A 26,775-nucleotide genomic window follows, 5' to 3' on the forward strand; every position below is an offset into this window, starting at 1 on the left:
CCTACTGCACGAGGAAGAACTGCTCACCGATGTCGACGCGGGCGCCACGCTCGACGCGGTACCGCCGACCGGGCTCGCAGCGGCGGATCGATCCATCGATGTGCCGGACCACCGTGCCGTTGCCGGAGAACCGGTCGGAGACCCACAGGTCGTCGCCGTCGCGGCCGAGCTCGAGGTGGGTCTTCGACACGGACTTGCCCGGGTCGTGCACGGTCAGCAGGTCGTCGTACCGCTCCCCCGGCTGCGGTCGCGGCAGGCGTCCGAGCAGGCCGGTGCCGTGCACCCCGAGCCGTTCACCCGTGCTGAAGTGCAGGACGAACGGCGCCCGGGTCGGGGTCTTCGCGACGATGCGGGTCTCGTCGACGTCGTCGTCGGCGTCGTCATCGGCGTCGTGGAGCGCATCGGCTCCGGCGTTCGACTCCGACCGGCTCGCCGGCGGGAACGGCAGCGCGGGTCCGGTCGCTCCGGGGATCGGGGGCAGCGGTGCAGCCACGGGCGCACCGGTGGTGGTGGCGGACGGCGCGGAGGACGGGACGGTCGCGGAACCGGGCACCGGCGGGAGTGGGGTGCGCGGCACGGCGGACGCCTCGGGCTCGCCCACCGGGGCAGCGTGCGCCCCTCGGGGGCGACGGCCCGCACCGGACTGCTCGACCCCGGCGCGGAGCGACTCGTCGTCCACCCGGGCCTCGTCGTTCGGCTCGTCGCCCTGCTCGTCGCGTGCAGTGATCTCGTCGGAGCTGTTCTCGTCGCGGCCGCTCTCGTCGGACTCGTCCGAGCCCGCGGGCTCAGACGATCCACCGGCCGGCTCGTCCGCATCGTCGGTCGTTCCGGACGTCTCGGTGCCGTCAGACCCCTGGGCGCCGTCAGACCCCTGGGTGCCGTCGGATCCCTCTGCTGCCCAGTCGGGTCGGGTCATCGGCAAGGGCATGACGGGGCCGGTGAAGGCCGCGGTGACCGCCGGGCGGACGGCTCCGCACTCGCCGCAGAAGATGTCGTCGGGCTCGAGCCGGTTGCCACAGACGTGGCAGATGGTCGTCTCGTGCATGCCGGGGGTGACGAGCGGGGCCGGACGCGGCGGCCGTCGATCGATGAGCGGCTCGACCACGGCGGTGTCCCCGGGCTGCGGGGGCGACACGACGGCGGGGCGGTCGTCCGCGGCACTCGTCTCCGACGCCGCCACGATCACCTCGTCGCGCTCCGGCTCGGAGCCGGCCTGGGCATCCTGTTCCCGCTGTGCGCCCTGTGGTTCCGACGCAGGAGCCGCGGCGCCCTGCTCGGTGGCCGGTTCGGCAGCTGCTCCTGGCCCCGGCGGAACGACCGGCTCCGACGGCGTCTCGGCAGCCGGGGTACCGCGGCCCACCCACCAGGAAGGACCGGCGGGTGCCGCTGGGGGTGCGGTGGCGGCTGGCGGCGCCCACACGGGCAGAGCGGGCTCCGCGGTGTGCGGAGGTGCGACGGGCTGCTGCGCCGTCTGCTCAGGAGCGGGCGACGCGGCATCACGCACCGGGGTCGCGGGCGTCGCTGGGCGACCGGGAGCCGGGGCGATGCGGGTGCGCTCGGGATCGTCGGCGTCGAGGGGCTCGGACGGGTAGGCGTCGGGGTCGAGAGCCGGCTCCGGATCCGACTGGCCCGGCGCACCCGACCAGTCCCCGAGTCCGGATCCGGCGCCGTGCACGTGTGAGGGCGCCTGGCGCGGTGCGAAGTCGTCGGGACGCTGCACCGGCACGGGTGCCGGCGGTTCGGTTCCACGGCGGTCGGCACCGGTGAGCCAGGCGCGGGTGGCGGGATCGAGCGTGGCTTCGGGCAACCAGGCGTCGGAGGCCGGGTCGGACCGTCGGCCATGGGCGTCGGGCTGCTGCAACGGTGGCGGCGGTGCCTGTTCGACGGGGGTCGGCGCGACCGGGCGACGGCTCGCCGCGGCGGTGACCGCGCGTCCGCACTCACCGCAGAAGATCGCTCCGTCCGGGAGCATCGATCCGCAGTGTTCGCATCTGATCACGTGGTGCCTCTGTCCTCACTCGGCCGTCCACGACGCTCGTCCGGCCTCTGGACATCGTAGTCGCCGTGCCCCGACGCAGTCTGGCCGTCGGTCACACGACGGGACCGTGGCGTCGGACGACGCCCGGTTCCCCGCAGCGACCGGAGTGACACGGCGGTGCGGAACCGCTCCCGACGGCTCCGCCCGGTCCGGAGCGAAGCGATCGCGTCGTCCGTCGCCGCCCACATGCGATCGGCGGTCGTCTGGTCGGCGTCGCTCGGGCCGAACACCGCACGGTCGGCCAGTGCCGCGAGTCCGGCGCCGCCGTCACCCGGTGCACCGACCACGGCTTCACGTCGGGTGGCGGAACGCCGCACGTCGTGCCCGCGGTCGAGCAGCGCGTCGCGGTACTCGTCCCAGGCACCGACGATGCGACCCCGGTGCGTGGTGGCGTTCCGTCGTCGTCGCCGTCGCAGTCGCTTCAGCAGCACGATCACGGCGAACGGCAACAGGACCAGTGCGACCACGCCGAGGGTCCCGAGGGCCCAGGGCAGCACGGCGAGCAGGATCCGGAGCCAGAGCGGCTGCACCGGCGGCGTGTTCCGGTCGCTCTCGGGCGGCGTCTGCTGGTCCTGGTCCTGCTGGTCCACCGGGGGCGGCGGCACGACCGTCTCCGGTCGGGTCACCGGCTGCGGGGTCTGCTGCTGCTCGTCCGGGATCTCACGCACCTCGGGGTTCGGGTTGAGCATCACCCACCCCCACTGCGCGGTGTCCACCTCGACGCGTGCCGTGACGTCGGACCCACGGAAGGTCATCGTCCCGCCACGCGCTGCGGTGCCGTCGCTGCCCGAGTCACCCCCGGCCGTGAAGCCCATCACGACCCGCGCGGGGAACCCGAGCTGGTCGGCCATCAGCGCGGCCGCCGCGGCGTACTGTTCCTGGTCACCGATCATCAGGGGCGCGGTGAGGAGCTCCTGGACGCGGTCGGCGCCGTGGCCGGACCGACTCATCCGGTCGTCACCGACACCGTGACTGACGTACCCCTTCCGCTGCAGTGCCTGCACCGCGGCGAGGAGCTTCGCGCCGGGTGCCGACACGTCCTCTGTCGTCGACTCGACGGTGTCGCGCACGGCGTCGGGGACGTCCCGTGCGGTGGGAACCGCGGCGCTCCCTGGCCGCGCGGTGGCCAGCTGCCGTTCCGTCGGCTGGTCGGGCAGCACCGCCGTCAGGTCGTAGGACGTGCCGTCCCCCACTCCGCCGACCACGGCGCCGGTGCCGGTCGATCCGTTGTAGAAGAAGGCGCCGCGCTCGTCGTCCGCGTCCTGCCCGGTGAACTCCACGCGCTCCAGGGCGCCGACCGTCGGCAGCCACACACCGCGGTACCCGTCGACCGTCACACCGACGTCGACCGTGGTGCCCCGGACGCCACGGACGTCGACGGCGGTCGGCACGCGTTCGAAGGTGCCCGAGCCCGCCGAGCCGTCGGCGCCGCCGACCCGGTAGACCACGCCGTCGTAGGTGTCGAGCGTCGCGATGCGGACGAACCCGCCCTCGGGCAGGCCGGTCACCCGGAGCTGGATCGCGTCCGAGGCAGTGGGTTCCTCGTAGGCGCGGAATCCGCTGAGCGGACTGACGTAGTCGCGGGGGTCGAACGGCTTCACGACGTCGGTGCGCGCGACGGTGCGGTCACCGGAGGGCGGTGCGACCAGGCCGAGGCCGGTCGCGACGACCGCCGCGGCCACGATGGTGCCGGTGCCCACGAGCGCGGGTCGGACGATGGACCGTGCGACCGGCACCCGTGAACCGATGGTGGTCGCCACGGCGACCGCACGACGCGCGTGCCGGACCGTCAGCGCCCAGACGAGGGCGAGACCGACCAGGACGACCGCCGTCACGATCGACGTGTCGAGCCGGCTCGGCCCGACGACCACCCCCACCGCGAAGAGCACCAGCGCCGGGATGCTCGCGAGTTCCTGCCGGGAGGCGCGGGTCGCCACGCTCACGGCGGTCACCGTCGCCACGAGCAACGTCACGAAGTAGGGCACGAGGAGCGCTTCGTAGGAGCCCACCGGGAGGCTGATGGTCACCAGCTGCTTCCAGCCGAGGGCGACGCCGGCGAAGAGGTCGAGGAGTCCGTGTCCGGTGGGCAGCAGGCCGTTCGCCTGGCTCGGCACGGCGGCGGGGACGCCGGTCAGCGTGAACGCGGCGACGGTCGCGATCGCCACGACGGCCGTCGGGAGCCGGAGCAGGGTGCCGAGGAGCGCGACGATCGTGCCGATGACGATCGCGGTGACCGCGGCGGTGATCATCGCGCCGTCCCGGTACACCGGCCACCAGGACGTGCTCGCGACGGCCAGCAACAGCCAGACCGCCAGCGTGCCGCCGGCGAGGCGGAACGGGACGAGCCGACGGGCACCGCGACGGTCGGATCGCCGGGTCGAGCGTCTCGCCCGGTCCGCCGCAGGGGCCGGGTTGGTCACGGGTGCGGCGCTCATGCTGCCGACGCCGATCGGTGCAGGGCGTGCCGGAGGTCGTCCAGGTAGCCGATGGTCATCACGGTCAGACCCGCGACACGCAGGAACCGCGGCTGGGCCTCGGGCTCGCAGATCACCGCGACGACCTCCACCCCGACGGGGAACCGCGTGGCGGCGAGTCGGAGCGCGGGCAGGCCGACGGTCGAGCCCACGACGAGGAACGCGACGGAGATGCCGTCGGTGTCGCTCCCGACGATCCGGGAGACCTCGGCGATCGGCAGGCACGCGTCGGCGAGGCCGACCGAGGCGAAGTCGTCGAGCAGGCGCGTCGGCGTGACGGTGGGGAGCGTCCGGACGGCGTACACCGCACGCTTCGCGAACTCCGGCGTGCGCTGGGACACCACGACCGAGACCTCACGGCCGTCGCGGATCGCCCGCGCGCCGAGGGAAGCGGCCGCGCTCACCGCGAGCTCGAACTCCTCGTCGTCGGCGAACTCTCCGCGCGCGATGCCGAGCGCGACGACGAGGTGCGAGCGACGGGTGTCCTCGAACTGCCGGACCATGAGCGCGCCGGACTTCGCCGTCGACTTCCAGTGGATGGTGCGCGGGTCGTCGCCGGGCATGTACTCGCGGATGGCGTGGAAAGCGATGTCCGCGGGCGACAGGTCGGTCGTCGCCTGCCCCTCGAGGTCGCGCACCAGGCCTGTGCTCGTCGACGGGATCGCGATGGTGCGCGGGTGCACGATGACCTGCTCGCGGGCGGTCCAGACGAGCTCACGGCGGACGAGTCCCACCGGGTCTGCGCGGACCCCCGTCACGGGCCCGACGTCGAGCACCCCGCGGCGGAGCGTCGGGACCGGGACCTGGCGCTCGAAGGTGCCGTGCGGCCCGATGGCCGGGATCGCGACGTCGACCAGGCCTGATCCGACCGGCACCTCGACGGTGGTCGGCACCGACGGCAGGCGCGTGGGGTTCTCGGCCGTGATGATCACGCCAGCGTCGTCGCCGACCGCCACACGGTGCTGCGGCAGCCGCATCCGGATGGCCAGCCGCGACCGGCCGATCAACGCCACCGCAGCGACCACCGCGAGCACGGCGCCGGCGAACCCGACGACGACGACCTCCCGCAGGCCGAACCGGTAGCCGGCCACGAACGCGACGAGCGTCAGCGCGGCGACCGTCCACCCGAGCCCGGTGACGACGGACGAGACCTCGCCCCAGAGACGCAGGACGAGCCTCCAGGCCGTTGCCCAGAGCCGGACGATCCCGATGACCGCATCCGCTGCGACACCCTCGCGGTCACCGACGATCCGCGTCCGGACGTTGGTCATGCCGGTGACCGTCCCCGTGCGCTCGTACGCCGCCGTGCCACGACGCGACCGCGTCGAGGACGGACGGCGTGAGCGCGTGGAGACGGGCCGGCGGTCCGTCACGTCGTGACTCGGTCGGCGGGCGGCGGGGTCTCCACCAGGAGCTGCGCGATGACGCTCGGTGCGCTGACGCCGTCGAACTCGGCCTCAGCGTCGAGCACCAGGCGGTGCGCGAGGACCGGGACGGCCAGCGCCTTCACGTCGTCCGGTGTGACGTAGTGGCGACCACTCAGCGCCGCGAGGACACGGGAAGCACGGATCAGACCCATCGCCCCGCGGACGCTGACGCCGAGCCGGACCTCGCTCGCGGAGCGGGTCGCGTCCACCAGGCGGGCGACGTAGTCGGCGATCACGGCGTCGACGTGCACGGTGCGCGCCAGGGCGGCCATCTCGGTGATGGTCGCGGCGGGCACGACGCTCGCCAGCGGGACCGACGCCGACGGAGCCGACGAGGTCTCGAGGATCTTCACCGTCGCGGCGTGGTCGGGGTAGCCGATGGACGTCTTCATGAGGAAGCGGTCGAGCTGCGCCTCGGGCAGGCGGTAGGTGCCGGCCTGCTCGATCGGGTTCTGGGTCGCGATGACCATGAACGGCGCAGCGAGACGGTGGTTGACGCCGTCGACCGTGATCGCGGACTCCTCCATCGCCTCGAGCAGCGCGGACTGGGTCTTCGGGCTCGCACGGTTGATCTCGTCGGCGAGCACGATGTTCGCGAAGACCGGCCCGCGGTGGAAGTCGAACTCCTGCGTCCGTTGGTCGTAGACGCTGATGCCGGTGATGTCGCCCGGCAGCAGGTCGGGGGTGAACTGGATGCGGTTCGTGGAGCCCTGCACGCTCTGCGCCATCGCTCGGGCGAGGCTCGTCTTGCCCGTGCCGGGGACGTCCTCGAGGAGCAGGTGCCCCTCGCTGAGCATCGCCGTGACCGCGAGACGGATCACGAACGTCTTCCCGAGGAGCACCTGCTCGACGTTGGTCACGATGCGGCCTGCGACGTCGGCGAACCAGGTGGCCTGCTCCGGGGTCATGCTCATGCGGGATGGTCCTCGTCCTTCTGGATGGTCACTTGCCGGCGGCGGGGGTGATGACGAACGTGTCCGGGCTCGGGTCGGGCGTGCCGTTGACGGTTGCGGTGACACGGATCGCATCGAACCCGACCGGCACGTTGTCGCTCAGCGCGTACTTCCCCGCACCGTCGGGCTTGTCCTCGGTGCAGTTGTAGCTTCCCAGAAGCCCGTCGGTGCAGTACTCCACCTTGTACGTGGGGACCAGAGCCGCGTTGTTGCTGTTGTCGGGTGGGTTCACGACCGGCCCCTGGCCGACCACGGCGCTCACCACCGAGGCGCGGGTGGTGTACGCAGTGCCCTTCGACTCGCTGCTCGATGCGCAGTAGTCACCATCGGTCGCACACGCGGTGAAGACCACCCTCGACTCGATCCCGTTCCCGGCGCCGGCACCGAGCGAAGCGCTGCCGTTGAACCGAACCCGGGGACCGTCGTTCACCGAGTAGTACAGGTAACGGGTCGTCCCGCTCGCAGCGATGTCGACGACGTGGTTCTGTGGGTTCCGGACGTCGGTTCCGATGCTGACGCTGCCGGTGGGCGCGTCCGGCGTCTGGTAGCCCTCGACGCCGGCGGGCTGGGAGGGCGCGCAGAACAGGCCGTTGTCGGCGTACGCGACGTAGCGGTACTGGCTCGTGATCGTGTCGCTGGCGCTGCTGCTCGACCAGGTCCTCTCCGCGCCGTCGGTCGAACACCCGGCCGGGATCGGAGTGTTGGCGGCGTACTTCGCGATCGTCCATCCCGGTGCTCCACCGGCCCAGTTCGACTCGGTCGCGTTCAACGAGACAGCAGTGGTCGAGCCCTGACGGTTCCCCGTCGCGCTCAGGGAGGGGGTTCCGGGTCGACCGATCGCCGAGCCCGTCGCCGACGCCGAGTTCCACTGCACCACCGTGCCGTTGCGATCAGCGCTGTTCCGCGCCGACACGGTCACCGTGTACTGCGCCGCGCTCTGGGCACCGGCGAACGAGGTGTTCGTCGCAGTGCCGGTGTTGCGGGTGTCGGACAACCCCGGACCCTCGATCGTCACGACGTAGTTGTCGACCGAGCTGCCCCGGTTCGGAGTGGCGACGGCGCTCCACTTGACGTCGAGCTGGTTCGGCGTCGACCCGTTCGGCGTGACGGTGATGCCCTTCGGCGGCGCCGGCACGAAGTCCGCACTGATCGGAGCGGAGCTGCCCGACGGCTTCGAGTCGCCGATCGCGTTGGTGGCGATGACGTGGAACCGGTAGGACGCCTTCGGGTCGAGCCCGGTCAGCGTGCAGACGGTCGCGGTGCCGCAGTTCTTCGAGACGCCGTTCGTGCCCGTCACGCGGTACCCGGTGATCGGCGAGTTGTTCCCCTGCGGCGTCGACCAGGTCAGGGTGGCCTGACCGCCGTCGTACGAGCCGGTGCGGGTCGGTGTGCCCGGGGCGTCGGGGACGTCCTGCACGGAGACGGTCACGTCGCCCCACACGTACCGGTCCGGGTCGTTCGTGGCGTCCGCGACCTGGTACTGCAGGTGGGCGTCGACGGGCTTCGCGGTGTCGGAGACCCGGACCTGCAGGCGGGAGCGATCGGCACTCGGCGTCACCGAGACACCGCTCGGCAGCCCGCCGGAGAGCCCGCGGATGTTCACGACGCGCAGCCGCTCACCGGGGAACGGATTGGTCGGCTGGTCGTTCGTCAGGACGTCGATGGTCGTGGTCGCGCCACGCTTGGTGATCGACCTGTCGGCGCCGGGTTGCACGAGCGGGCGGGTGGACGCCACCACGCCGACGGTCACGGTGCCGGCACGTCCGGTGTTGGCGTCGTCCTGCACGCCTATGCCGATCGACGCCGTCGTGTTCTTCTTCGCGGTGTCCGGCACTGCGATGGTCAGCTGCTGGCCCGAGATCGTCGCGGTGGCACCGCTGGTCGGCTTGCTCACCACGGAGTACCGGAGCTCCGGCAGGTCCTTCGGGTACGGGTAGTCGGTGAGCTTCGTCAGGTCGATCTTCCGCGTCTCGCCCGGCTGCATCTCGATCGAGGAGCCCGCGAACGCCGGCGGCTGGTTCGACCGGGGCGTGACCGTGATCGGGAGCACGAGGGTGGCGACGCGGCCCTTGCCGCCGTTCGCCGACGACCCGTCGGTGACCTCGAACGAGATCGACGCCTTGCCGTAGTAGAGCTTCGACGACGTGAACTGCAGCGTCGACGAGTCGACCACCAGGGTCTGCCCGTTCGCGTGGGTGGCCTTGACCGTGCCGCGGTCGGTGATCTTCGCGGTCTGGCCGTTCGCCGTCACGACGAAGTCCTGCAGCGGGATGCGAACCGTGGCCTCGCTCTTCACCGTGACCGCGCCGGCGCTGCGGTTGATCTGGGGCAGGGCGTCGTCGAAGCCCGGCACGTTGATGAAGCCGTAGGAGACGATGTCCGGGTGGTCGAGCCGGGCGACCGAGAACGGGATCACCTGCGAATCGTCGGTCAACCGGACGGTGATGCGGCCATCGTCGGTGGGCGTCGCCGTGTCGCCGTAGCCGGGGACGACCCCGACCCGGAGGTCGGCCGCGGTGCCCTCGGCGAAGAAGACGTTGTCGAGCACGTCGACGGTCACGCTCTGCCGGCGCAGGATGTCCTGCAGGTCGAGGGTCGTGTCGTCGACCTCGGGCCGGAGGGGCTGGGCGTCCGGGTCGACGGTCACCGTGAGGAACGCCGTGCTCGATCCCCCGCTGCTGTTCGCGACGGTGTAGAGCACCGCGAAGTCACCACGCTTCGCCGACTTCGGCGGCGTGACGCGGATCTGCTGCTTCCGGAGGATCTTCGCGGAGACGTCCTCGGCCGTCGGCTCGGCCTGCGCGACGGTCAGCTGCCCACCCTCGGGGTCGGAGTCGTTCTGCAGGACACGCACCGTCACCGACCCACCGGGACGGATCGTGACGTGGTCGGCCTCGGCCACGGGGTTCGAGGCCTGCTCGGCGCGGGGTGCGATGCCCACCCGCACGGTGCCGGTCGCACGGGCACCGAGGGCGTCCACGACCGTGTAGGTGAACTCGTCGGTACCTGCCGAGTAGTCGCCGGCCTCGTAGCTGAGGGCGTCAGAGGCCACGTCGGCGACCGATCCCTTGTCGGGGTTGGAGCCCACGCCGACGAGCTGGACGGAGTCGCCGTCCGGGTCGATCCCGTTCAACGGCACGCTGATCCGCACCGACGACCCGGCGACCACGCGCGCGGTGACGGTCTGCGGGACGGGTGGGTTGTTGGTCGCGGCGTCACGCTCGCGCACCGAGATCGACACGGCGGCATCGGCGTACTGGCCGTCCGGGCCGGCGACCCGGTAGACGGCGGTGTAATTGCCCGGCGTCTTCGGGGCGAGGTAGCGCAGGTGGTCACCGGAGACGAACAGCAGGCCGCCGTCGCCCGGCACGTTCTGCACCAGCTCGGGCTGGAGCGTCAACGGTTCGCCCTCGGGCTGGGTGTCGTTGCCGAGCACGTCGATGTTCGCGACGTCGCCGACGCGCACGGTCGCGGTGTCCGGCTGGGCGACCGGGGGCTGGATGCGGTCGGGCTTCGGGATCTCGACGACGGTGATCGTGCCCGGGGACGACGCCAACCCGTTCGTCTCCGTGTACCCGAACGACACCGGACCGTCGAGCGGCGCCGTGAGCGTCACACGGACCGTGTGCTGGTCGAGGATGCTCGCCTGCACGCCGCTGCCCCGCGCGGGTCCGTCGAGCGCCGTCACGAGCAGCACACCGCCCGCCGGGTCGATGTCGGTGGCGGTCACGTCCGTGTCCTTGGTGGACAGCGTGTTGACGAACACCGTCTTCGGCGTGGTGATCGGCGCCGTCGAGGCGTCCGGTGGCGCGAGGACGGTCACGCGGACGATCCCGCTCGACGTCTTCACGCCGTCGGTCACCGTGTACTCGAGCTGGTGGTCGCCCGCCCGCTCCCCCTGCACCCGGAAGGTCCCGGCGTCGTAGCTCGGGGTGACGGTGAGCCCGGACGCCGACGACACGCTCGTCAGCGTCACGGTGCCGTTGCCACCACGGACGTGGTCGAGCGGCTCGACCGTGAAGGCCTTCCCGGCGTACCCGGACACGGGGAACGGATCGGCACGCAGCGGGACGGTGCCCTGCTTGGCCACGCGCACCGTCACGGCACCCCGGCCGTCGGCGCGTCCGTCGCTCACGACCAGCTGCACCGACCGCTCACCGGTCCGGCCGCTGTCGTTCCGGAAGTCGAGCAGGCCGTCCGGTGTGGTGGACACCCGGTCGCCGTTCGACGCGGTCGCCGACTCCAGGTACACCGGGTCGCCGTCCGGGTCGACCCAGTCGCCGAGGACGTCCGAGACGACGTGCCCGTTCTGGACGACGTCAGCCGAGGTGTCACGGACCTGCCGCGGCGCCTCGTTCTGACTGTCGGGGCGCACGCTGATCCGGACGGTCGCTGTGTCCGATCCGCCGTTGCCGTCGGTGATCGTGTACGGGAACGTCACGGTCCCGGAGGCGCGCGACGACAGCGTGACCTGCAGGCGTTGGCCGTCGCCGACGATCGCGACGCGGCCGGCGGCCTTCGAGATGGTGCCGACCTCGCTCACGATGATCGGGTCACCGTTCGGGTCGTAGTCGTTCAGCAGGACCGGGAGGCTCGTGGTGCGTCCCGGACGAGCGCCCAGTTCGTCGTCCACCGCCACCGGCGGCTTCTGGTCCTTGTCGACCTCGGGGTCGTCGTCGGAGACCTGCTCCTGCTGCTGCTCGTCGTCCTGCTTGATCAGGTCGGCCCAGTTGTCGATGAGCTGGCCACTCCGGTCGATCGCCCAGGAACGGCCGCTCGTCGGGTCGTTGGCGACGACGGTGTCGCCGTTGTGCAGGATCTGCAGTTCGCTCGCGCCGCCGGTGCTCGCCAGGCGCTGCAACGCGCTGCCGTCACACGTGTCGATCGCCTGTCCGCCCGCCCACGCCGCGTACGTGCAGGACCCGTCGACGTAGGGCCGCGCGGGTCGCCCGGACACCTGGAGCGCGGTGGCGTCCACGGTGCCGGAGGCGCTGACGCGGACCAGGCCCGCCGTGCCCGCGACCGTGACCTCGGCCGTGCTGTCGGAGGACCGCTGGAGGGCAGGCGACGCCCCCACCCGGTCGCCGAGCTCGACCGTGCGGCCGTCGACCGACAGGGCACCGCTCGTGCGGTCGAGCACGGCGAGGTGCCCGTCGAACGTGGCGACCTGGAAGTCGTCGCCCCGGCCCATGTCGACCTTCCACCGTTCGGAGACGGTGAGTGTCGCGCCGACGTCGACCAGCGACGCCGTCCCGGTCTTCGCGGAGTAGACCGCGACGTGGCCGTCGGAGGCGTCGAAGACGGTGTCGGCGCCCAGGGTCAGGTCGGCCTTGGCCGACGCGTCGAACTCGCCGAGGTCGCTCGTGGGGGTCGCCCAGAGTTCGCCCGTGTCCGCGTTGCCGATGACCGCGGTGTCGCCCGCGAAGAATACCTGCGGCGTCCCCGCCGGCAGCGTGATCGCATCACCCACGGTGGCGTCGGCGACGTCGACCCGGGCGACCGTGCCCTTGGTCTCGTCGACGCTGTAGACGGTGGAGCCGCGCTGCAGCACCGACAGGTCGTCGCTGGCCGTCTCGACCGCGGTGTTGAGCTGCAGGATGCCGGTGTTCGCCCGGCCGACCGCGCCGTACTCGGCCGAGGGGACCCAGACGGTGCCGTCGCCGAGGTCGACGCGTTGGGTGTGGTACCCGGTGGAGACGATCGCCGTGGTCGCGACGACGGCGGCGACGAGCACCGAGGCACCCGTGGTCACGGCAGCGGAGCGGTGCTTCGCGAGGAGGGCGCGGATCACCCGGCGCTCCCGATCGTCGCGCACTTCTGCGCGCTCGCGGCACCTGTCCTGCCGTCGCGGTTCACCGCGACGGCGATGCACTCCTCGTCGCCGCGTTCACCGGAGACGACGAACGTCGTGCCGGTCTGCTGGCTCGAGGACCCGTTGGACGAGATGACGTACGTGTCGCCGCTGCGCAGCCCGGGGTCGGTCCAGCTGAAGGACACGAACTGCGGCGACGGCTCGGCACGGACCTCGGCCACGACCGGGATGGCCCCGGCGCCGAGCCGACCGACGACGACGACCGTGGCGATCGCGAGGGCGGCGACCACGACGACGGCGAGGGACGTCGCCCACACCAGGGTCGAACGGGTCCGGCGCCGCGAACGGGTCACGGACCCGGTGCGGTGCACGGTGCCGACGCTGTGCGAACCGCCGGCCACGACCCCGCCCTGCACCGCGCGGCGGGTGCGACGACGCCCGCCGACCCGGGTGGGTGGCTGCAGCTCACGGATCACGGTGCGGTCACCGTGCGGGGTCGGCGTCGAGATCGCCCAGGCCTCGACCGCGACGTCGGCGGTCGTCTGCGGGATGCCGAGTTCGGCCTCGACCTGCTGGAACCCGCGCACGAGTTCGATCACCGTCGCGGGGCGTCCCTGCGGCTTGCGGGACAGCGCCGAGGCGAGCAGGCGCTCCAGCGAGGGCGGCACGTCGGTGCGACCGGTGGGCTTCACGCCGCCCTTGTCGATCCGGTGCATCAGGTCGTTCGCGCCGTTCTTGCCGCCGCGGACCTCGAACGGGCTGCGCCCGGCGAGGAGCGAGTACACCGTCGCCGCGAGGGAGTACACCTCGGACTGGATCGTGCCGCGCGACTCGTCGATCAGGACCTCGGGCGCAGACCACGGGATCGACATGCCGATCGGCTCGTCCGGGTCGGTGCCCCCGATCGTCGCGGCGATGCCGAAGTCGGAGAGCACGGGGTTGCCGTAGGCCGTCAGCAGGATGTTCGACGGCTTGATGTCGCGGTGCAGCACGCCCTCACGGTGTGCGGTCTCGAGCGCCGACCCGATGCGGATGCCGATCGACAGCACCTCGGACACGGGGATCGGTTCGCGACGGTACCGCTCGCTGAGGGACGAGGAGCAGAGCTCCATGACCAGGTAGGGACGGCCGTCAGCCGCGACGCTGGCCTGGAAGACGGTGAGGATCGACGGGTGGGTGCTGAGCCGGGCCATCAGGTTGGCCTCGGCCTGGAACATCTGCCGGACGCGGTCGTCGACGACCTCGTCCAGCAGCACCTTCACCGCGACCTGTCGTCGGGGCATGTCCTGCTCGTAGAGAAAGACGTCGGCGAAGCCACCGGACCCGAGGACGTGGACGGGGCTGAAACCGCCGATCACGGGCGGGGTGGACGGCAGGCGTCTCGCCATGGTCCTCTCCTCCCCCGGCCGAGCGGCCAGCTCTCTCGACGTGGCCATGTCATTGTACGAAGCGTGGGTGACGGACATTCCGCACGTCGATCCCCCACAGCTCGACGTGTTCCCCCAGTTCGGGGGCCAGCTAGTGCCGCGGCAGCGTGTCCTCGAGGTCGCCGTCGTCCGGTGCGGCATCGACCTGCAGCACCACCACGGTGACGTTGTCACGACCGCCGGCCACGACGGCGTCGCCCACCAGGCGTTCCGCCAGGTCCTGCGCGCCTGGCTCACGTGCCGCGATGCGCGCGATCCCGGCGTCGCCGAGCTCCTTGGTCAGCCCGTCGGAGCACACGATGTAGCGATCGCCGGCCCGCAGGGGCAGGGTCCACCAGTCCGGCGCCGGCGGTTCGCCGAAGCCGACCGCACGCGTGATGACGTTGCTGTCCGGGTGCTGCTCGGCGTCCTCGGCGCGCAGCAGGCCGGCGTCCACCATCTCCTGCACCACCGAGTGGTCGACGGTGACGCGGCGGAGCACGCCGTCCTCGATGCGGTAGGTGCGGGAGTCACCGACGTTGAACACGAGCGCCGCGGGCTGCCCGAGCGACGCCACGAGCGCGATCCCGGTGACGGTGGTGCCCGCGCCGATGGCGTTGCCGCCGGCTGCACGCTCGATGTCGGCGGTCGCGAGGAGCAGTGCGCGCTGGATGCCCTGGCGCGTGGTGAACGGCTCGGCCGTCACCTGTTCGAGCCGACGCACGACCGCGTCGCTGGCGCGGTCGCCCGCGAGGTGTCCGCCCATGCCGTCGGCGACGACGAAGAACGGCGCCCCCACGATGTAGCTGTCCTCGTTGTGGTCACGCCGTCGACCGACGTCGGTCGCGGCTCCCCACGAGAGCGTCAGGGTGGCGCCGTCGGCACCGGGGACGTCGATGGCGTGCGCAGTGGCTGCTCGGCCGAGTTCGGTCACGTGTCAGGATCGCTCTCTGGTGGGTCGGGGCGTGCCGTGTGCTGTCTGATCGGAGGGCCACGGGGGAACCGGAGGCAGCCCCTCTGCCGTCGGTGCGACCCGGAGGTACGGCGAGAGGACCTCGATGGCGTTGCCGTCACCGATCTCGACTACCGTACCCGTCAGCGCGACGATCGACGCACCCGACGCCATGCGGTAGGCGGGCGCACCGGCCGGGCGGACGACGGTGCCGTTCGTCGACCGGAGGTCCTGCACGACGACGGCTTCGCCCTCGGCGTGGATCCGGACGTGGGACGACGACACCTGCCCGGACGCGGACCGCACGGTCACGAGTTCGGGCTGCGGACCACGGGTGACCCGGGGCAGCGACGGCCGGCGGCCGATGACCACCGGGTGGTCGAGCCGGAAGGTGCGGCCGTCGATGCGGATCGAGGGCACGCGTGTCGCGGGTGCGGCGGGTACCGACGGGACGGCCGGGAGGCCCGGGGCAGCACCCACGAACGGGTTCGCTCCGGCGCCGGGTCGCGCCGGCACCCGGACGACGGTGTCCTCCGGATCGACGTCGTCCCCCGCTGTCGGTGGCTGGCCGGGTGCGCCGAGCGCGGGCCGGATGACCGTGTCGCCGAGGACCCCGTCGTCGGATCCGGGGTCGGAGTCCGGACCGGCGCCGGGGACGACGGGACCTGAGCCGCGGATGACGGTGTCGTCGACGGCGTCCGCCGTCCGGTCGCCCGCCGCCGATCGTCGGGGTCGCCGGATGACGGTGTCCTCGATGTCGTCGTCGCGCAACCGGAGCCCTCCCAGTGTGGTCTCCCCCACCGTAGACGATCCGGTCGACCCCACGTCATCGACGCTCCCACGACGGGCCGCTGCCCGCGACGACCGAGCGCAGGACGAGCCCCGCGAGCGGATCGTCAGCACGGGTCTCGAGGGCGTACCGGGCACGCGTCTCCGCCCGGGCCCACGACCCGAGCGCCCACGCACACCAGGCTCCGAGCGACAGGGCACCGGCGGCACCCGACGATCCGTCGAACGGGCCGTCCTGCGCTCGCCACACCCGCCACGCGTCGGCGCACCGGTCACCGGCGAGCCGCACGCGGCCCCGGTCGGGAGCCGGGCCGAAACCGTGGAGCGCCGGCGGGGTCGGGTCGGCGAAGGGGTCGAACACCCGGATCGACCGGGGGTCCGGAGTGCCCTGCGCCGCGATGAACGGCACCAGGGCCATGCGGGGCGCGAGTGCGCCGCACGCCGTCACCACGGCCGTCGCAGCGGCCTTCGACAGGTCCGCGCGCCCGGGCGCGACGAGCGCGGCCGCTGCGGCTGGGAGGGTGACCGCCGCGGCGATCTCGCGAGGGAAACGGACTGCGGAGCCGGGGCCGGACTGTGCCGTGAGGGGGATCATGCACGCCATCGAAGCGTGCTGCGGGCCTCCAGGCAGGGGCGCCCCGGCCATCTGTGGACCGGAGCGGCCCCGCCCACGCCTGTGGAGGACGAGTCGGCGGAAGCCGCTCAGGCGGCGACGGGCTCCAGGCTCTCGGCGACCAGGTCCCAGCCGCCCTCGTTGCGTTCGACGGCCACGCCGTTCGCGGCCGCCCAGCCGACCAGGTCGTCCATGCTGCCGATGCTCGCACCGGTGCGGGCGAGCAACGCCACCAGGCGGCCCTTCGCGGTCTTGTTCCAGTGGTTCAGTGCACGACGACGACCGGAGCCGTCGACGCTCACCACCCGTGGTGCCACCGCTCCGGACACGGGACCGAGCTGCCGGTACCCCTCGGATCGAAGGTCGAGCACCAGGCCGTCCGCACGGGTCAGCAGGGAACGGGTCGACACCGCGGGCCAGTGCGCTGCCAGTCGGATCGACCCGAGCCGCGAGTCGTGCGACAGCCGGTAGGCCGGGATCGGGTCACCGGCACCGATCGGGCCGAACATCGCGGACTGCACGATCACGTGCTCCGCCCACCACGCACGGGTCGCCGCGTCCGCGTCCTGCGCGCCCAAGGGGTCGTAGAGGACCCCCGTGTACCGCTCGATCGCGGGCATCGTGCCCGAGGTGTCGAGCTCGAGGTTCCGGAGCCGCTCGGCGATCGACTTCGGACCGAGCTTCAGCGCCGTCCTGGCCGAGGACTCCTCGGAACTGACGAAGCGGGCCGCGGTGATCACCGCGGCCCGCTCATCGGCCAGTTCCGGGAACGAGAGTGCACGCAGATCGAGCGTGCGGCTCGTGTCCCCGCCCTCCCGCTTCGTCTCCGAAGGCGGGAGCAGGACGGTCAGTCCGGTCAGGACGCCAGCGCGGCCTGCCGCGCGACGATCGTCACCGTGTCGTGCTCGACCGACAGGAAGCCGTCCTCGGCGTCGACCGCGACGGTCGACCCATCGGCCCGCGTGATGCGGACCTGACCCTGCGCCAGGATCGCGAGCATCGGCTCGTGTCCGGCGAGGATGCCGATCTGGCCCTCTGTCGTCCGTGCGACGACCATGGTGGTGTCGCCCGACCAGACCTCACGGTCGGCCGAGACGACGCTCACGCTGAGACCCGCCATGTCAGCGGTTCTCCTTCTGGATCTGAGCCCACTTCTCTTCCACGTCGTTGATGCCACCGACGTTGAAGAACGCCTGGGTCGCAACGTGGTCGAACTCACCGTCGGCGATGGCGCGGAAGGACTCGATGGTGTCCTTGAGCGGCACCGTGGAGCCCTCGACGCCCGTGAACTTCTTCGCCATGTAGGTGTTCTGCGAGAGGAACTGCTGGATACGACGAGCGCGCTCGACCGTGATCTTGTCCTCTTCGGAGAGCTCGTCGACACCGAGGATGGCGATGATCTCCTGCAGTTCCTTGTTCTTCTGGAGGATCTGCTTGACGCGCGTGGCCGTCTCGTAGTGGTCGGCACCCAGGTAGCGCGGGTCCATGATGCGCGACGTCGACGCCAGCGGGTCGATCGCGGGGTACAGACCCTGCGACGCGATCTCACGGGAGAGCTCGGTCGTCGCGTCGAGGTGCGCGAACGTGGTGGCCGGAGCCGGGTCGGTGTAGTCGTCAGCCGGCACGTAGATCGCCTGCAGCGAGGTGATCGAGTGACCACGCGTCGAGGTGATGCGCTCCTGGAGCACACCCATCTCGTCGGCGAGGTTGGGCTGGTAGCCCACAGCGGACGGCATGCGGCCGAGCAGCGTCGAGACCTCGGAGCCGGCCTGCGTGAAGCGGAAGATGTTGTCGATGAAGAGGAGCACGTCCTGCTTCTGGACATCGCGGAAGTACTCCGCCATCGTCAGCGCCGACAGGGCCACGCGGAGACGCGTTCCCGGCGGCTCGTCCATCTGGCCGAACACGAGGGCCGTCTTGTCGAAGACACCCGCCTCTTCCATCTCACCGATGAGGTCGTTGCCCTCACGGGTGCGCTCACCGACACCGGCGAACACCGACACACCGCCGTGGTCCTGCGCGACGCGCTGGATCATCTCCTGGATGAGGACGGTCTTGCCGACGCCCGCACCACCGAAGAGGCCGATCTTGCCACCCTGCACGTACGGGGTGAGCAGGTCGATGGACTTGATGCCGGTCTCGAACATCGAGGTCTTGGACTCGAGCTGGTCGAAGGCCGGGGCCTTGCGGTGGATCGGCCAGCGCTCGGTGATCTCGAGCTTCTCGTCCGTGTTGAGCACGTTGCCGAGGACGTCGAAGACCTTGCCCTTGGTGACGTCGCCGACGGGGACCGAGATCGGAGCGCCCGAGTCACGGACCTCCTGGCCACGGACCAGGCCGTCGGTCGGCTTCAGGGAGATGGCACGGACGAGGTCGTCGCCGAGGTGCTGCGCGACCTCGAGGCCGATCTCCTGCGACGAGTCACCGATGGTGATGGTCGTGAACAGGAGGTTGTACATCTCCGGGATTGCGTCGTGGGGGAACTCGATGTCGACGACGGGGCCCGTGACACGGGCGATCCGGCCGACACCGGGCGCCGACGACGTCTCGACCGCGGTGGTTGCGGTGTCGGTCATGGCTGGTGCCTTCCTGAGGGTGGGTATCTGTCCGCGAACGACGCGGACTACTTCTTCTTCGACGAGAGGGCGTCGGCGCCGCCGACGATCTCGGAGATCTGCTGGGTGATCTCCGCCTGACGCGCGTTGTTCGCGAGTCGGGTGAAGTCACGGATCAGCGAGTCGGCGTTGTCGCTGGCCGCCTTCATCGCCTTCTGACGCGCGGCGTGCTCGGAAGCAGCCGACTGCAGCATGGCGTTGAAGATGCGGCTCTCGATGTAGACCGGGAGCAGCGAGTCGAGCACCGCATCGGCGTCCGGCTCGAACTCGTAGAGCGGCAGGGGCTCGTTGCCCTCGGGCTCGTCGATGCCCTCGACGACCTCGAGGGGCAGCAGGCGAACGACCTGCGGCTCCTGGGTCGCCAGGCTGATGAACCGGTTGAACACGATGTGGATCTCGTCCACGCCGCCGTCAGCGGTGTCCTGGAGGAACTTCGCCACGACGGCGTCGCCGATCTCCTTGGCCGTCGAGAACTCCGGCTGGTCGGTGTTGCCGATCCACTGCTGCTCGGACGGACGCTCACGGAACGCGAAGTACCCGACGGACTTGCGGCCGACCAGGTAGTAGACGACGTCCTTGCCCTCGCTGCGGAGCAGGGAGGCGAGCTCCTCGCCCTGCTTGAGGACGTTCGTGCTGAACGCGCCGTTCAGGCCGCGGTCCGAGGTGAAGAGCACGACGGCTGCACGGGTCGACGACTCCGGCTCGGTGGTCAGCACGTGGTCGACGTTCGAGAACGTCGCCACGGCCGACACCGCACGCGTGACGGCCCGCGAGTACGGACCGGACGCAGCCATGCGGGCCTGCGCCTTCTGGATCCGCGACGCCGAGATCAGCTCCATGGCGCGGGTGACCTTCTTCGTGGTCTTCGCCGACTTGATCCGCTGGCGGTAGACCCGGACCTGCGCTGCCATCTAGCGACGACCCTTGACGATCTGCTCCTGGTCGACGTCCTCGGCGTCAGCCGCGTCGAACTGCTCGGAGTCGAGGGTCTTGCCGTCGCTCGTCTGGAAGCTCTTCGTGAACTCGTCGATCTGCTTGTCCATCTCGGCGACGGTCTCGTCGCTGAGCTGGTTCGTCTCGCGCAGGGTCGTGAGGACGTCGGAGTTGCGACGCAGGTGGTCGAGCAGTTCGGACTCGAAGCGGAGCACGTCCGGCACCGGGACGGTGTCGAGCTTGCCGTTCGTGCCCGCCCAGATCGAGACGACCTGCTCCTCGACCGGGTACGGCGAGTACTGCGGCTGCTTGAGGAGCTCGGTCAGACGCGCACCGCGCTCCAGCTGACGACGCGACGCCTGGTCGAGGTCGGACGCGAACATCGCGAACGCCTCGAGCGAGCGGTACTGCGCCAGCTCGAGCTTCAGCGTGCCGGAGACCTTCTTGATCGACTTCACCTGGGCGTCACCACCGACGCGGGACACCGAGATGCCCACGTCGACGGCCGGACGCTGGTTCGCGTTGAAGAGGTCCGACTGCAGGAAGATCTGGCCGTCGGTGATGGAGATGACGTTGGTCGGGATGTACGCCGAGACGTCGTTCGCCTTGGTCTCGATGATCGGGAGGCCCGTCATCGAACCGGCGCCGAGCTCGTCGGACAGCTTCGCGCAACGCTCCAGCAGACGGGAGTGCAGGTAGAAGACGTCACCCGGGTAGGCCTCGCGGCCCGGCGGACGACGGAGGAGGAGCGACACCGCACGGTAGGCCTCGGCCTGCTTCGACAGGTCATCGAAGATGATGAGGACGTGCTTGCCCTGGTACATCCAGTGCTGGCCGATGGCCGAACCGGTGTACGGGGCGAGGTACTTGAAGCCGGCCGGGTCGGAAGCCGGGGCGGCGACGATGGTCGTGTACTCCATCGCACCGGCGTCCTCGAGCGCACCCTTGACGGAGGCGATCGTGGAGCCCTTCTGGCCGATGGCGACGTAGATGCAGCGGACCTGCTTCTCCTCGTCGCCGGACTCCCAGTTGGCCTTCTGGTTGATGATCGTGTCGATCGCGATGGCCGTCTTGCCGGTCTGGCGGTCGCCGATGATCAGCTGACGCTGACCACGGCCGACGGGGATCATCGCGTCGATGGCCTTGATGCCGGTCTGCAGGGGCTGGTGGACCGACTTGCGGGCCATGACGCCGGGGGCCTGGAGCTCGAGGGCACGACGGCCCTCTGCGGCGATCTCGCCGAGACCGTCGATCGGGGCGCCGAGCGGGTCGACGACGCGACCGAGGAAGGCGTCGCCGACGGGGGCGGAGAGGACCTCACCCGTGCGGGTGACCTCCATGCCCTCCTCGATGCCGCCGAACTCGCCGAGCACGATGGCGCCGATCTCGTCTTCGTCGAGGTTCTGCGCCAGGCCGAGCGTGCCGTCCTGGAAGCGGATGAGCTCGTTCGCCATGACGCCGGGGAGACCCTCGACGTGGGCGATGCCGTCACCGGCGTCGGTGACGTGCCCGACCTCGGCCGTGGAGGCCTTCGTCGGCTCGTAGTTCGAGACGAAGTCCTTCAGGGCATCACGGATCTCATCGGGGCTGATGGTGATGTCTGCCATGGGATTTTCCTTGTGGTTTTCCGGGGCCCTTCGGCTCCGAGAGGGTGACGCTGCCGGACTCGGCAGTTCCCGTTGTGGACTTGGGGAGGAGCGGCTTCGACCGTACGCCTAGCCGGCGAGCTGGAGCCGGAGCTCCGAGAGTCGCGTGGACACGGTGCCGTCGATGACGTCGCCGCCGATCTGCACCCGGACCCCGCCGACGACCGTGGGGTCGACGACCTGGTTGATGCTGATGTCCTTGCCGTACCGCTCGGACAGACCGCGCGTGACGCGGGCCGACTGGGCGGGGGTCAGTGGCGTCGCCGTGACGACGGTCGCGACGAGCTTGCCGGCCTGCTCGGCCACGATGCGCGAGGCGTCGCGGACGATCTCACCGATGCGGCGGCCGCGGGGCTGCTGCACCAGAGCCGACACGATCGTGATCGTCTGCTCCGATGCCTTGGCACCGAGGAGCCGCTCGACGAGCGCGCCCTTCTGCTCGGGGCTGCCGAGCTTGGTGCCGAGCGCCAGCTCGAGGCCGGCGTCCGAGCGGACGGCGGTCTCGAAGGCGAACAGCTCCGACTCGATCGACGAGTCCGGACCCGCGGTGGCAGCGACGGCGCGGATGCCCGCGTCCTCGATGCCCGCGAGCAGGTCCTGCTGCGAGGACCAGCGCGAGCCGGCCACCGCGGTCAGGACCGCACGCGTCGCGTCCGACTGTCCGGCGAAGACACGGTCGATGAGGACCTTCTTGCCGGCCGCGTCGGCCGTGGGGTCGGACAGCAGCCCGAGCAGCTGCGGCGCACCGGCGATCGCACGCCCGGAGGCGAGGATCTCGGCACCCGCGGCCAGGCCGGCGCTCGGACCGAGGTCCGACAGCACCGCCCTGGTGGACGCGAGTGCTTCTCTGGTAGCGCTGCGCATGCTCAGTGCTCCCCCGTCTTCGTGGCCTGCGAGGCCTCGAGGTCGGCGAGGAAGCGGTCGACCACTGCGGTCGACTTGGCGTCGTCCTTGAGGGACTCACCGATCACACCGGACGCGAGGTCCAGCGCGAGGGTGCCCACTTCGGACCGGAGTGCCTGGACGGCGCTCTGGCGCTCGGCCTCGATCTGCGCCTGGGCGTTGGCCGTGATGCGTGCTGCATCGGCGGCCGCCTGCTCGCGGACCTCGTTGCCGATCGCCGTGGCGTCGGCGCGGGCCTGCTCACGGATGCGCGATGCCTCGGCGCGTGCATCGGCGAGCTGCTTGTTGTACTCGTCGAGCGCAGCGGCAGCCTGCTCCTGGGCGGCCTCGGCCTTCTTGATGCCACCCTCGATGGCCTCGGTGCGCTCATCGAGCATCTTCGTGATGCGCGGCGTGACGACACGCCACATCACCAGGAAGATGATGACGAAGGCGAGCGCCGACCACACGATGTCGTACACCGGCGGGATCAGCGGATTGTGCGCTTCCTCCGCCGCGATGATGAGTGCGTTCTGCATCGAGGAACCTTAGTTGGTGAAGATGAAGTACGTGGCGATACCGATGAAGGCCAGGGCCTCGGTGAAGGCGATACCGATGTACATGAGGGTCGTCAGGCGGCCCTGGAGCTCGGGCTGGCGAGCGACGGACTCGATCGTCTTACCGACGACGATGCCGACACCGATGGCCGGGCCGATCGCTGCGAGGCCGTAGCCAACCGTCGCGATGTTGCCGTTGATCTCCGCGAGAACGGTCGTTGCGTCCACGTGTTTTCCTTTCGAGGTGCGGGTCCGACGGTCGCCGGTCCCGTAGGGGGTCAGTGAGGAATCAGTGCTCGTCGGCCAGCGCCAGCTGGATGTAGACGGCGGTGAGGAGCATGAAGACGTAGGCCTGCAGCAGCGCGACGAGGACCTCGAAGAAGCTGAACGCGATGCCGAACGCGATGGTCCCGACGCCGAAGGCCTTGAAGCCGAGCGAAGCGTCGAAGAAGAAGAACTGCGTGGCCGAGAAGAACAGCACGAGGAGCAGGTGCCCCACGACCATGTTCATCAGGAGTCGCAGCGTCAGGGTGACGGGACGGAGCACGAAGGTGGAGACGAGCTCGATCGGCGTCACGATGATGTACAGCGGCCACGGAACCCCGGGCGGGAAGAGCGAGTTCTTGAGGAACGTGCCCGGGTGCTTGCGGAGACCGGCGTAGATGAAGGCGAGGTACGCGACGATCGCCAGGATCATCGGCATCGCGATGCGGCTGGTGCCGGCGAGGTTCATGCCCGGGATCAGACCGGTCAGGTTCATGAACAGCACGCCGAAGAAGATCGTCGCCAGGAGCGGCAGGAAACGCTTGCCGTCCTTCTCTCCGAGGTTGTCGAAGGTGTTGCGACGGACGACGTCGAACGCGTACTCGATGAACGCCTGACCGCGGTTCGGCACGAGCTTCAGTGCACGGGTACCCACGAACGCGAACACCAGGAGCACGGCGACGGCGAAGAAGCGGATGAGGACGACCCGATCGATCTCGAACGGCGTCCCGGCGAAGAAGATCGCATCCGGGAAGAACTCGTTGATCGACGGACCATGGAACTCGGCGGCCTTGCTGCTCCCCGCCGCGACGGTGTCAACCGCAGCGGAGAGGGACAGGGGAAGAGCGTGGGATAGCAGCGCTGTCTCCTGTGTCGGCGCGCGCACATCATGGCACGCGATGGTGGACGTTGTGGAGGCTCGCCCGCCCCGAGCGAAAGGCTCCGGTAGCGGACTCCGAGAAGCCTATCAGGTGCGAGAGGCTTCCCGGCTTCTCAGATGCGGGGGGCCGGGTTCCCAGGGTCCGCGGAGTCGTCGAGGCCGTCTCCTGGCAGCCGGACGCCGATCGGGATGCGGGCCTTCGCGACGGCGACGACGTCGATCACCAGGGAGCCGACGACCCCCGCGATGATCACGATCGCCAGCACCGGGAAGTCGACCCAGTCGCGGTCCTTGAGCAGGACCAGCAGCACGATGAAGACGATGAACTTGAGCAGCCAGGTCCCCATCACGATGCCGAAGAAGGCACCGGAGATCATCTGGCCCTTCGAGACGCGCAGCGCGACGAGGACACTGACCGCGGTGAGCCCGAGGAACACGACGCTCAGCACCGCGCCGAGCAGTCCCCCGACCAGTCCGGGGCCGTCCGCGACGAGGAACCCGATGAGCCCGCCGACCACCGCGAGGGCGACGGCGAGGACCGCTCCCCAGGTGATGATGCGGCGGAACACCGGCCGGACGTGGTCGAGCGCGTTCGGTGCGGTCACGTGATGTCTCCAGGGATCGTGCGGTCGTTGGCGGCCCGGTCGAGCGGGTCGAGGCTGGCGTCCACCACGGCGGCGGAACGGTTGGCGGTCTGGGCGGCGATCTCGGTGCGTTTCCGGCCGAGCGGCGCGAACGTCGCGACGGCGCAGACGGTGAAGCCGACGGACACGAAGACGACGACCCAGTACCAGTCCACGAAGAGGAACAGCAGGCACCCGAAGGCGACGGTCGCGGTCCACGCGTAGAAGATCAGCACCGCGTGGAAGTGCGAGTGCCCCATGTCGAGCAGGCGGTGGTGCAGGTGCTTCCGGTCGGCCGAGAACGGCGACTTGCCCGCGCTGAGCCGTCGGGTGACCGCGAGACCGAAGTCCAGGATCGGCACGATCAGGATCGCGAACGGCAGCAGGATCGGGATGAACGCCGGCAGCAGCGCCTGGCGTGTCTGCACCGCCGCCGGGTCGATGTTGCCCGTGACCGACACCGCGCTCGTGGCCATCAGGAACCCGACGAGCAGCGCGCCGGCGTCACCCATGAAGAGCTTGGCGGGGTGCCAGTTCAGGATGAGGAAGCCGAAGCAGGCCCCGACGAGCACCGCGGTGAGCAGCGACGGCAGGTTGAAGAAGAACTCGGTCTGCACGACCACGCGGTTGATGAAGAACGTGTAGAGGAAGAAGACCCCGCCGGCGATGATCGCGACGCCGGCCACCAGGCCGTCGAGCCCGTCGATGAAGTTCACCGCGTTCATCACGAGCACCACCGCCAGCACGGTGAAGATCAGGCTCATGTACGACGAGCCGACGCCCAGCGTGTTGCCGATGGGCAGCGAGACGATCGCGACGCCCTGCCAGGCGAGGATGCCCGCCGCGATGATCTGCCCGGCGAGCTTCGTCATCCAGTCGAGGTCCCAGATGTCGTCCGCGACGCCGAGGACCACGATGATGGTCGCTCCCCCGAGCACCGCGAGCACGCGGCCGGGTTCGGAGAACACGAGCCGGAAGTAGTCGGTCCCCGCTATCGACGGGAACAGGAACCAGGCCGCGAGCAGCGAGACGATGACGCCGATGTACATCGCGATGCCGCCGAGCCGCGGCGTCGGGGTGCGGTGCACGTCCCGCTCGCGGACCTGCGGGTACCACTTGTACTTCAGCCCGAGCTTCCAGACGATCAGGCTCATCACGAAGCTCACGACCGCGGCGATGGCCCCGGCGAGCAGGTAGTACTTCATGTGACGAGGTCGGCTCCGACGACCCGGATGATCTCCTCGTCGGGGATCACCCCGTGCCGGACGATGCGGAGCTTGCCGCCGTCCGACAGCCCGGTGGCGTCGACGATGGTCGACCCGGTGCTGGCCTCGAAGCCGTCGTGCACCTCGACGGGTCCGCCGTCCAGGTAGATCGCGACGCTGTCACCGAGCATGCGCTCGGCGTCGTCGACGTCCATCGCGGCCGGGTCGCCCGTGGAGTTCGCGGACGAGACCGCAAGGGGCCCGACCTCCTGCAACAGCTCGAGGGCGATCCGCGAGTCCGGCATCCGCAGCGCGACCGTGCCACGCGTCTCGCCGAGGTCCCAGTCGAGCGACGGCTGTGCGTGCAGGATGACGGTCAGCCCGCCCGGCCAGAACTCGGCCACCAGGTCGCGCACCGGCTGCGGGACCTCGCTGGCGAGGGCGTCGAGCGTGGGCGGACCGGGGATGAGCACGGGCGGCGGCGACTGCCGCGTGCGGCCCTTCGCGTCGAGCAGCCGCTGCACGGCCGTCGCGCTGAAGGCGTCCGCGGCGAGGCCGTAGACGGTGTCGGTGGGGACCACGACGAGCTCTCCGCGTCCGAGGGCGGCACGTGCGAGCCGCATCCCGGTCAGGAGCCCGTCGGAGTCGGTGCAGTCGTATCGGGATGCCATGACTCGACGATGATAGTGCGACAGAATGGTGGACA

The 26,775-nt window shown here is 70.6% G+C and carries 21 protein-coding genes; all 21 read right to left on the reverse strand.

Annotated features, from left to right (window positions below; translation table 11 throughout):
* Position 1: 1 nt before the first annotated feature.
* Positions 2–1,999, reverse strand: coding sequence for a zinc-ribbon domain-containing protein (locus tag DEJ27_RS05015; protein ID WP_111090438.1), 1,998 nt, complete (start codon positions 1,997–1,999; stop codon positions 2–4).
* Positions 1,996–4,473 (reverse strand): transglutaminaseTgpA domain-containing protein, encoded by a 2,478-nt coding sequence (locus tag DEJ27_RS05020; protein ID WP_111090439.1) that lies wholly within the window; start codon positions 4,471–4,473, stop codon positions 1,996–1,998. The genes DEJ27_RS05015 and DEJ27_RS05020 overlap by 4 nt, the downstream gene beginning before the upstream one ends.
* Positions 4,470–5,783 (reverse strand): DUF58 domain-containing protein, encoded by a 1,314-nt coding sequence (locus tag DEJ27_RS05025; RefSeq protein WP_258370294.1) that lies wholly within the window; start codon positions 5,781–5,783, stop codon positions 4,470–4,472. The genes DEJ27_RS05020 and DEJ27_RS05025 overlap by 4 nt, the downstream gene beginning before the upstream one ends.
* Before the next feature lie 98 nt (positions 5,784–5,881).
* A complete protein-coding gene (locus DEJ27_RS05030) occupies positions 5,882–6,853 on the reverse strand; it encodes a MoxR family ATPase (protein ID WP_110859004.1) in 972 nt (323 codons plus the stop codon).
* 28 nt (positions 6,854–6,881) lie between these two features.
* Positions 6,882–12,683 (reverse strand): Ig-like domain-containing protein, encoded by a 5,802-nt coding sequence (locus tag DEJ27_RS05035; RefSeq protein WP_146238485.1) that lies wholly within the window; start codon positions 12,681–12,683, stop codon positions 6,882–6,884.
* On the reverse strand, positions 12,680–14,092 hold the full coding sequence (locus DEJ27_RS05040; RefSeq protein ID WP_110859006.1) for a serine/threonine-protein kinase: 1,413 nt from the start codon (positions 14,090–14,092) through the stop codon (positions 12,680–12,682). The genes DEJ27_RS05035 and DEJ27_RS05040 overlap by 4 nt, the downstream gene beginning before the upstream one ends.
* A gap of 130 nt (positions 14,093–14,222) precedes the next feature.
* On the reverse strand, positions 14,223–15,044 hold the full coding sequence (locus DEJ27_RS05045) for a PP2C family serine/threonine-protein phosphatase (protein ID WP_017885739.1): 822 nt from the start codon (positions 15,042–15,044) through the stop codon (positions 14,223–14,225).
* 3 nt (positions 15,045–15,047) lie between these two features.
* Positions 15,048–15,833 carry an FHA domain-containing protein gene (locus tag DEJ27_RS05050; RefSeq protein ID WP_110859007.1) on the reverse strand — a complete coding sequence of 262 codons (786 nt, stop codon included), beginning with the start codon at positions 15,831–15,833 and terminating at the stop codon, positions 15,048–15,050.
* Positions 15,834–15,888: 55 nt separating this feature from the next.
* Entirely contained in the window at positions 15,889–16,446 is a 558-nt protein-coding gene (locus DEJ27_RS05055; RefSeq protein ID WP_110859008.1) for a hypothetical protein, read from the reverse strand.
* A 107-nt stretch (positions 16,447–16,553) separates the two neighbouring features.
* Positions 16,554–17,324 (reverse strand): peroxide stress protein YaaA, encoded by a 771-nt coding sequence (locus tag DEJ27_RS05060; protein WP_309146756.1) that lies wholly within the window; start codon positions 17,322–17,324, stop codon positions 16,554–16,556.
* Entirely contained in the window at positions 17,321–17,584 is a 264-nt protein-coding gene (locus tag DEJ27_RS05065) for a F0F1 ATP synthase subunit epsilon (protein ID WP_027465776.1), read from the reverse strand. Before DEJ27_RS05065 ends, DEJ27_RS05060 begins: the two co-directional genes overlap by 4 nt.
* Position 17,585: 1 nt before the next feature.
* Positions 17,586–19,040 carry a F0F1 ATP synthase subunit beta gene (gene atpD, locus DEJ27_RS05070; RefSeq protein WP_017885744.1) on the reverse strand — a complete coding sequence of 485 codons (1,455 nt, stop codon included), beginning with the start codon at positions 19,038–19,040 and terminating at the stop codon, positions 17,586–17,588.
* A gap of 47 nt (positions 19,041–19,087) precedes the next feature.
* Positions 19,088–19,990 carry a F0F1 ATP synthase subunit gamma gene (locus DEJ27_RS05075; protein WP_110859010.1) on the reverse strand — a complete coding sequence of 301 codons (903 nt, stop codon included), beginning with the start codon at positions 19,988–19,990 and terminating at the stop codon, positions 19,088–19,090.
* Entirely contained in the window at positions 19,991–21,619 is a 1,629-nt protein-coding gene (gene atpA, locus DEJ27_RS05080; RefSeq protein WP_111090441.1) for a F0F1 ATP synthase subunit alpha, read from the reverse strand.
* A gap of 108 nt (positions 21,620–21,727) precedes the next feature.
* Positions 21,728–22,522, reverse strand: a complete 795-nt coding sequence (locus tag DEJ27_RS05085) for a F0F1 ATP synthase subunit delta (protein ID WP_027465779.1) — start codon at positions 22,520–22,522, stop codon at positions 21,728–21,730.
* A gap of 2 nt (positions 22,523–22,524) precedes the next feature.
* Positions 22,525–23,079 carry a F0F1 ATP synthase subunit B gene (locus DEJ27_RS05090; protein ID WP_110859012.1) on the reverse strand — a complete coding sequence of 185 codons (555 nt, stop codon included), beginning with the start codon at positions 23,077–23,079 and terminating at the stop codon, positions 22,525–22,527.
* A 9-nt stretch (positions 23,080–23,088) separates the two neighbouring features.
* Positions 23,089–23,325, reverse strand: coding sequence for an ATP synthase F0 subunit C (gene atpE / locus DEJ27_RS05095; RefSeq protein ID WP_027465781.1), 237 nt, complete (start codon positions 23,323–23,325; stop codon positions 23,089–23,091).
* 61 nt (positions 23,326–23,386) lie between these two features.
* Positions 23,387–24,247, reverse strand: a complete 861-nt coding sequence (gene atpB, locus DEJ27_RS05100; protein ID WP_027465782.1) for a F0F1 ATP synthase subunit A — start codon at positions 24,245–24,247, stop codon at positions 23,387–23,389.
* A gap of 107 nt (positions 24,248–24,354) precedes the next feature.
* On the reverse strand, positions 24,355–24,846 hold the full coding sequence (locus tag DEJ27_RS05105; RefSeq protein ID WP_258369795.1) for a hypothetical protein: 492 nt from the start codon (positions 24,844–24,846) through the stop codon (positions 24,355–24,357).
* The gene (locus DEJ27_RS05110; protein WP_027465783.1) at positions 24,843–26,069 is read right to left on the reverse strand and encodes an MraY family glycosyltransferase; all 1,227 of its coding nucleotides are present in this window, start codon (positions 26,067–26,069) and stop codon (positions 24,843–24,845) included. The genes DEJ27_RS05105 and DEJ27_RS05110 overlap by 4 nt, the downstream gene beginning before the upstream one ends.
* Entirely contained in the window at positions 26,066–26,740 is a 675-nt protein-coding gene (locus tag DEJ27_RS05115; protein ID WP_110859013.1) for an L-threonylcarbamoyladenylate synthase, read from the reverse strand. The genes DEJ27_RS05110 and DEJ27_RS05115 overlap by 4 nt, the downstream gene beginning before the upstream one ends.
* Between the last annotated feature and the right edge of the window lie 35 nt (positions 26,741–26,775).

Source organism: Curtobacterium sp. MCPF17_018 (assembly GCF_003234135.1).
In the GTDB taxonomy this organism is placed as follows: Bacteria; Actinomycetota; Actinomycetes; order Actinomycetales; family Microbacteriaceae; genus Curtobacterium; species Curtobacterium flaccumfaciens.

Bases quoted from the DNA above. Each gene is read 5' to 3' on its own strand.
- DEJ27_RS05020 (WP_111090439.1), bottom strand. From the start codon at position 4,473: ATGAGCGCCGCACCCGTGACCAACCCGGCCCCTGCGGCGGACCGGGCG.
- DEJ27_RS05025 (WP_258370294.1), bottom strand. From the start codon at position 5,783: ATGACCAACGTCCGGACGCGGATCGTCGGTGACCGCGAGGGTGTCGCA.
- DEJ27_RS05030 (WP_110859004.1), bottom strand. From the start codon at position 6,853: ATGAGCATGACCCCGGAGCAGGCCACCTGGTTCGCCGACGTCGCAGGC.
- DEJ27_RS05040 (WP_110859006.1), bottom strand. From the start codon at position 14,092: ATGGCGAGACGCCTGCCGTCCACCCCGCCCGTGATCGGCGGTTTCAGC.
- DEJ27_RS05055 (WP_110859008.1), bottom strand. From the start codon at position 16,446: ATGATCCCCCTCACGGCACAGTCCGGCCCCGGCTCCGCAGTCCGTTTC.
- DEJ27_RS05065 (WP_027465776.1), bottom strand. From the start codon at position 17,584: ATGGCGGGTCTCAGCGTGAGCGTCGTCTCGGCCGACCGTGAGGTCTGG.
- atpD (WP_017885744.1), bottom strand. From the start codon at position 19,040: ATGACCGACACCGCAACCACCGCGGTCGAGACGTCGTCGGCGCCCGGT.
- DEJ27_RS05075 (WP_110859010.1), bottom strand. From the start codon at position 19,990: ATGGCAGCGCAGGTCCGGGTCTACCGCCAGCGGATCAAGTCGGCGAAG.
- atpA (WP_111090441.1), bottom strand. From the start codon at position 21,619: ATGGCAGACATCACCATCAGCCCCGATGAGATCCGTGATGCCCTGAAG.
- DEJ27_RS05085 (WP_027465779.1), bottom strand. From the start codon at position 22,522: ATGCGCAGCGCTACCAGAGAAGCACTCGCGTCCACCAGGGCGGTGCTG.
- DEJ27_RS05090 (WP_110859012.1), bottom strand. From the start codon at position 23,079: ATGCAGAACGCACTCATCATCGCGGCGGAGGAAGCGCACAATCCGCTG.
- DEJ27_RS05110 (WP_027465783.1), bottom strand. From the start codon at position 26,069: ATGAAGTACTACCTGCTCGCCGGGGCCATCGCCGCGGTCGTGAGCTTC.
- DEJ27_RS05115 (WP_110859013.1), bottom strand. From the start codon at position 26,740: ATGGCATCCCGATACGACTGCACCGACTCCGACGGGCTCCTGACCGGG.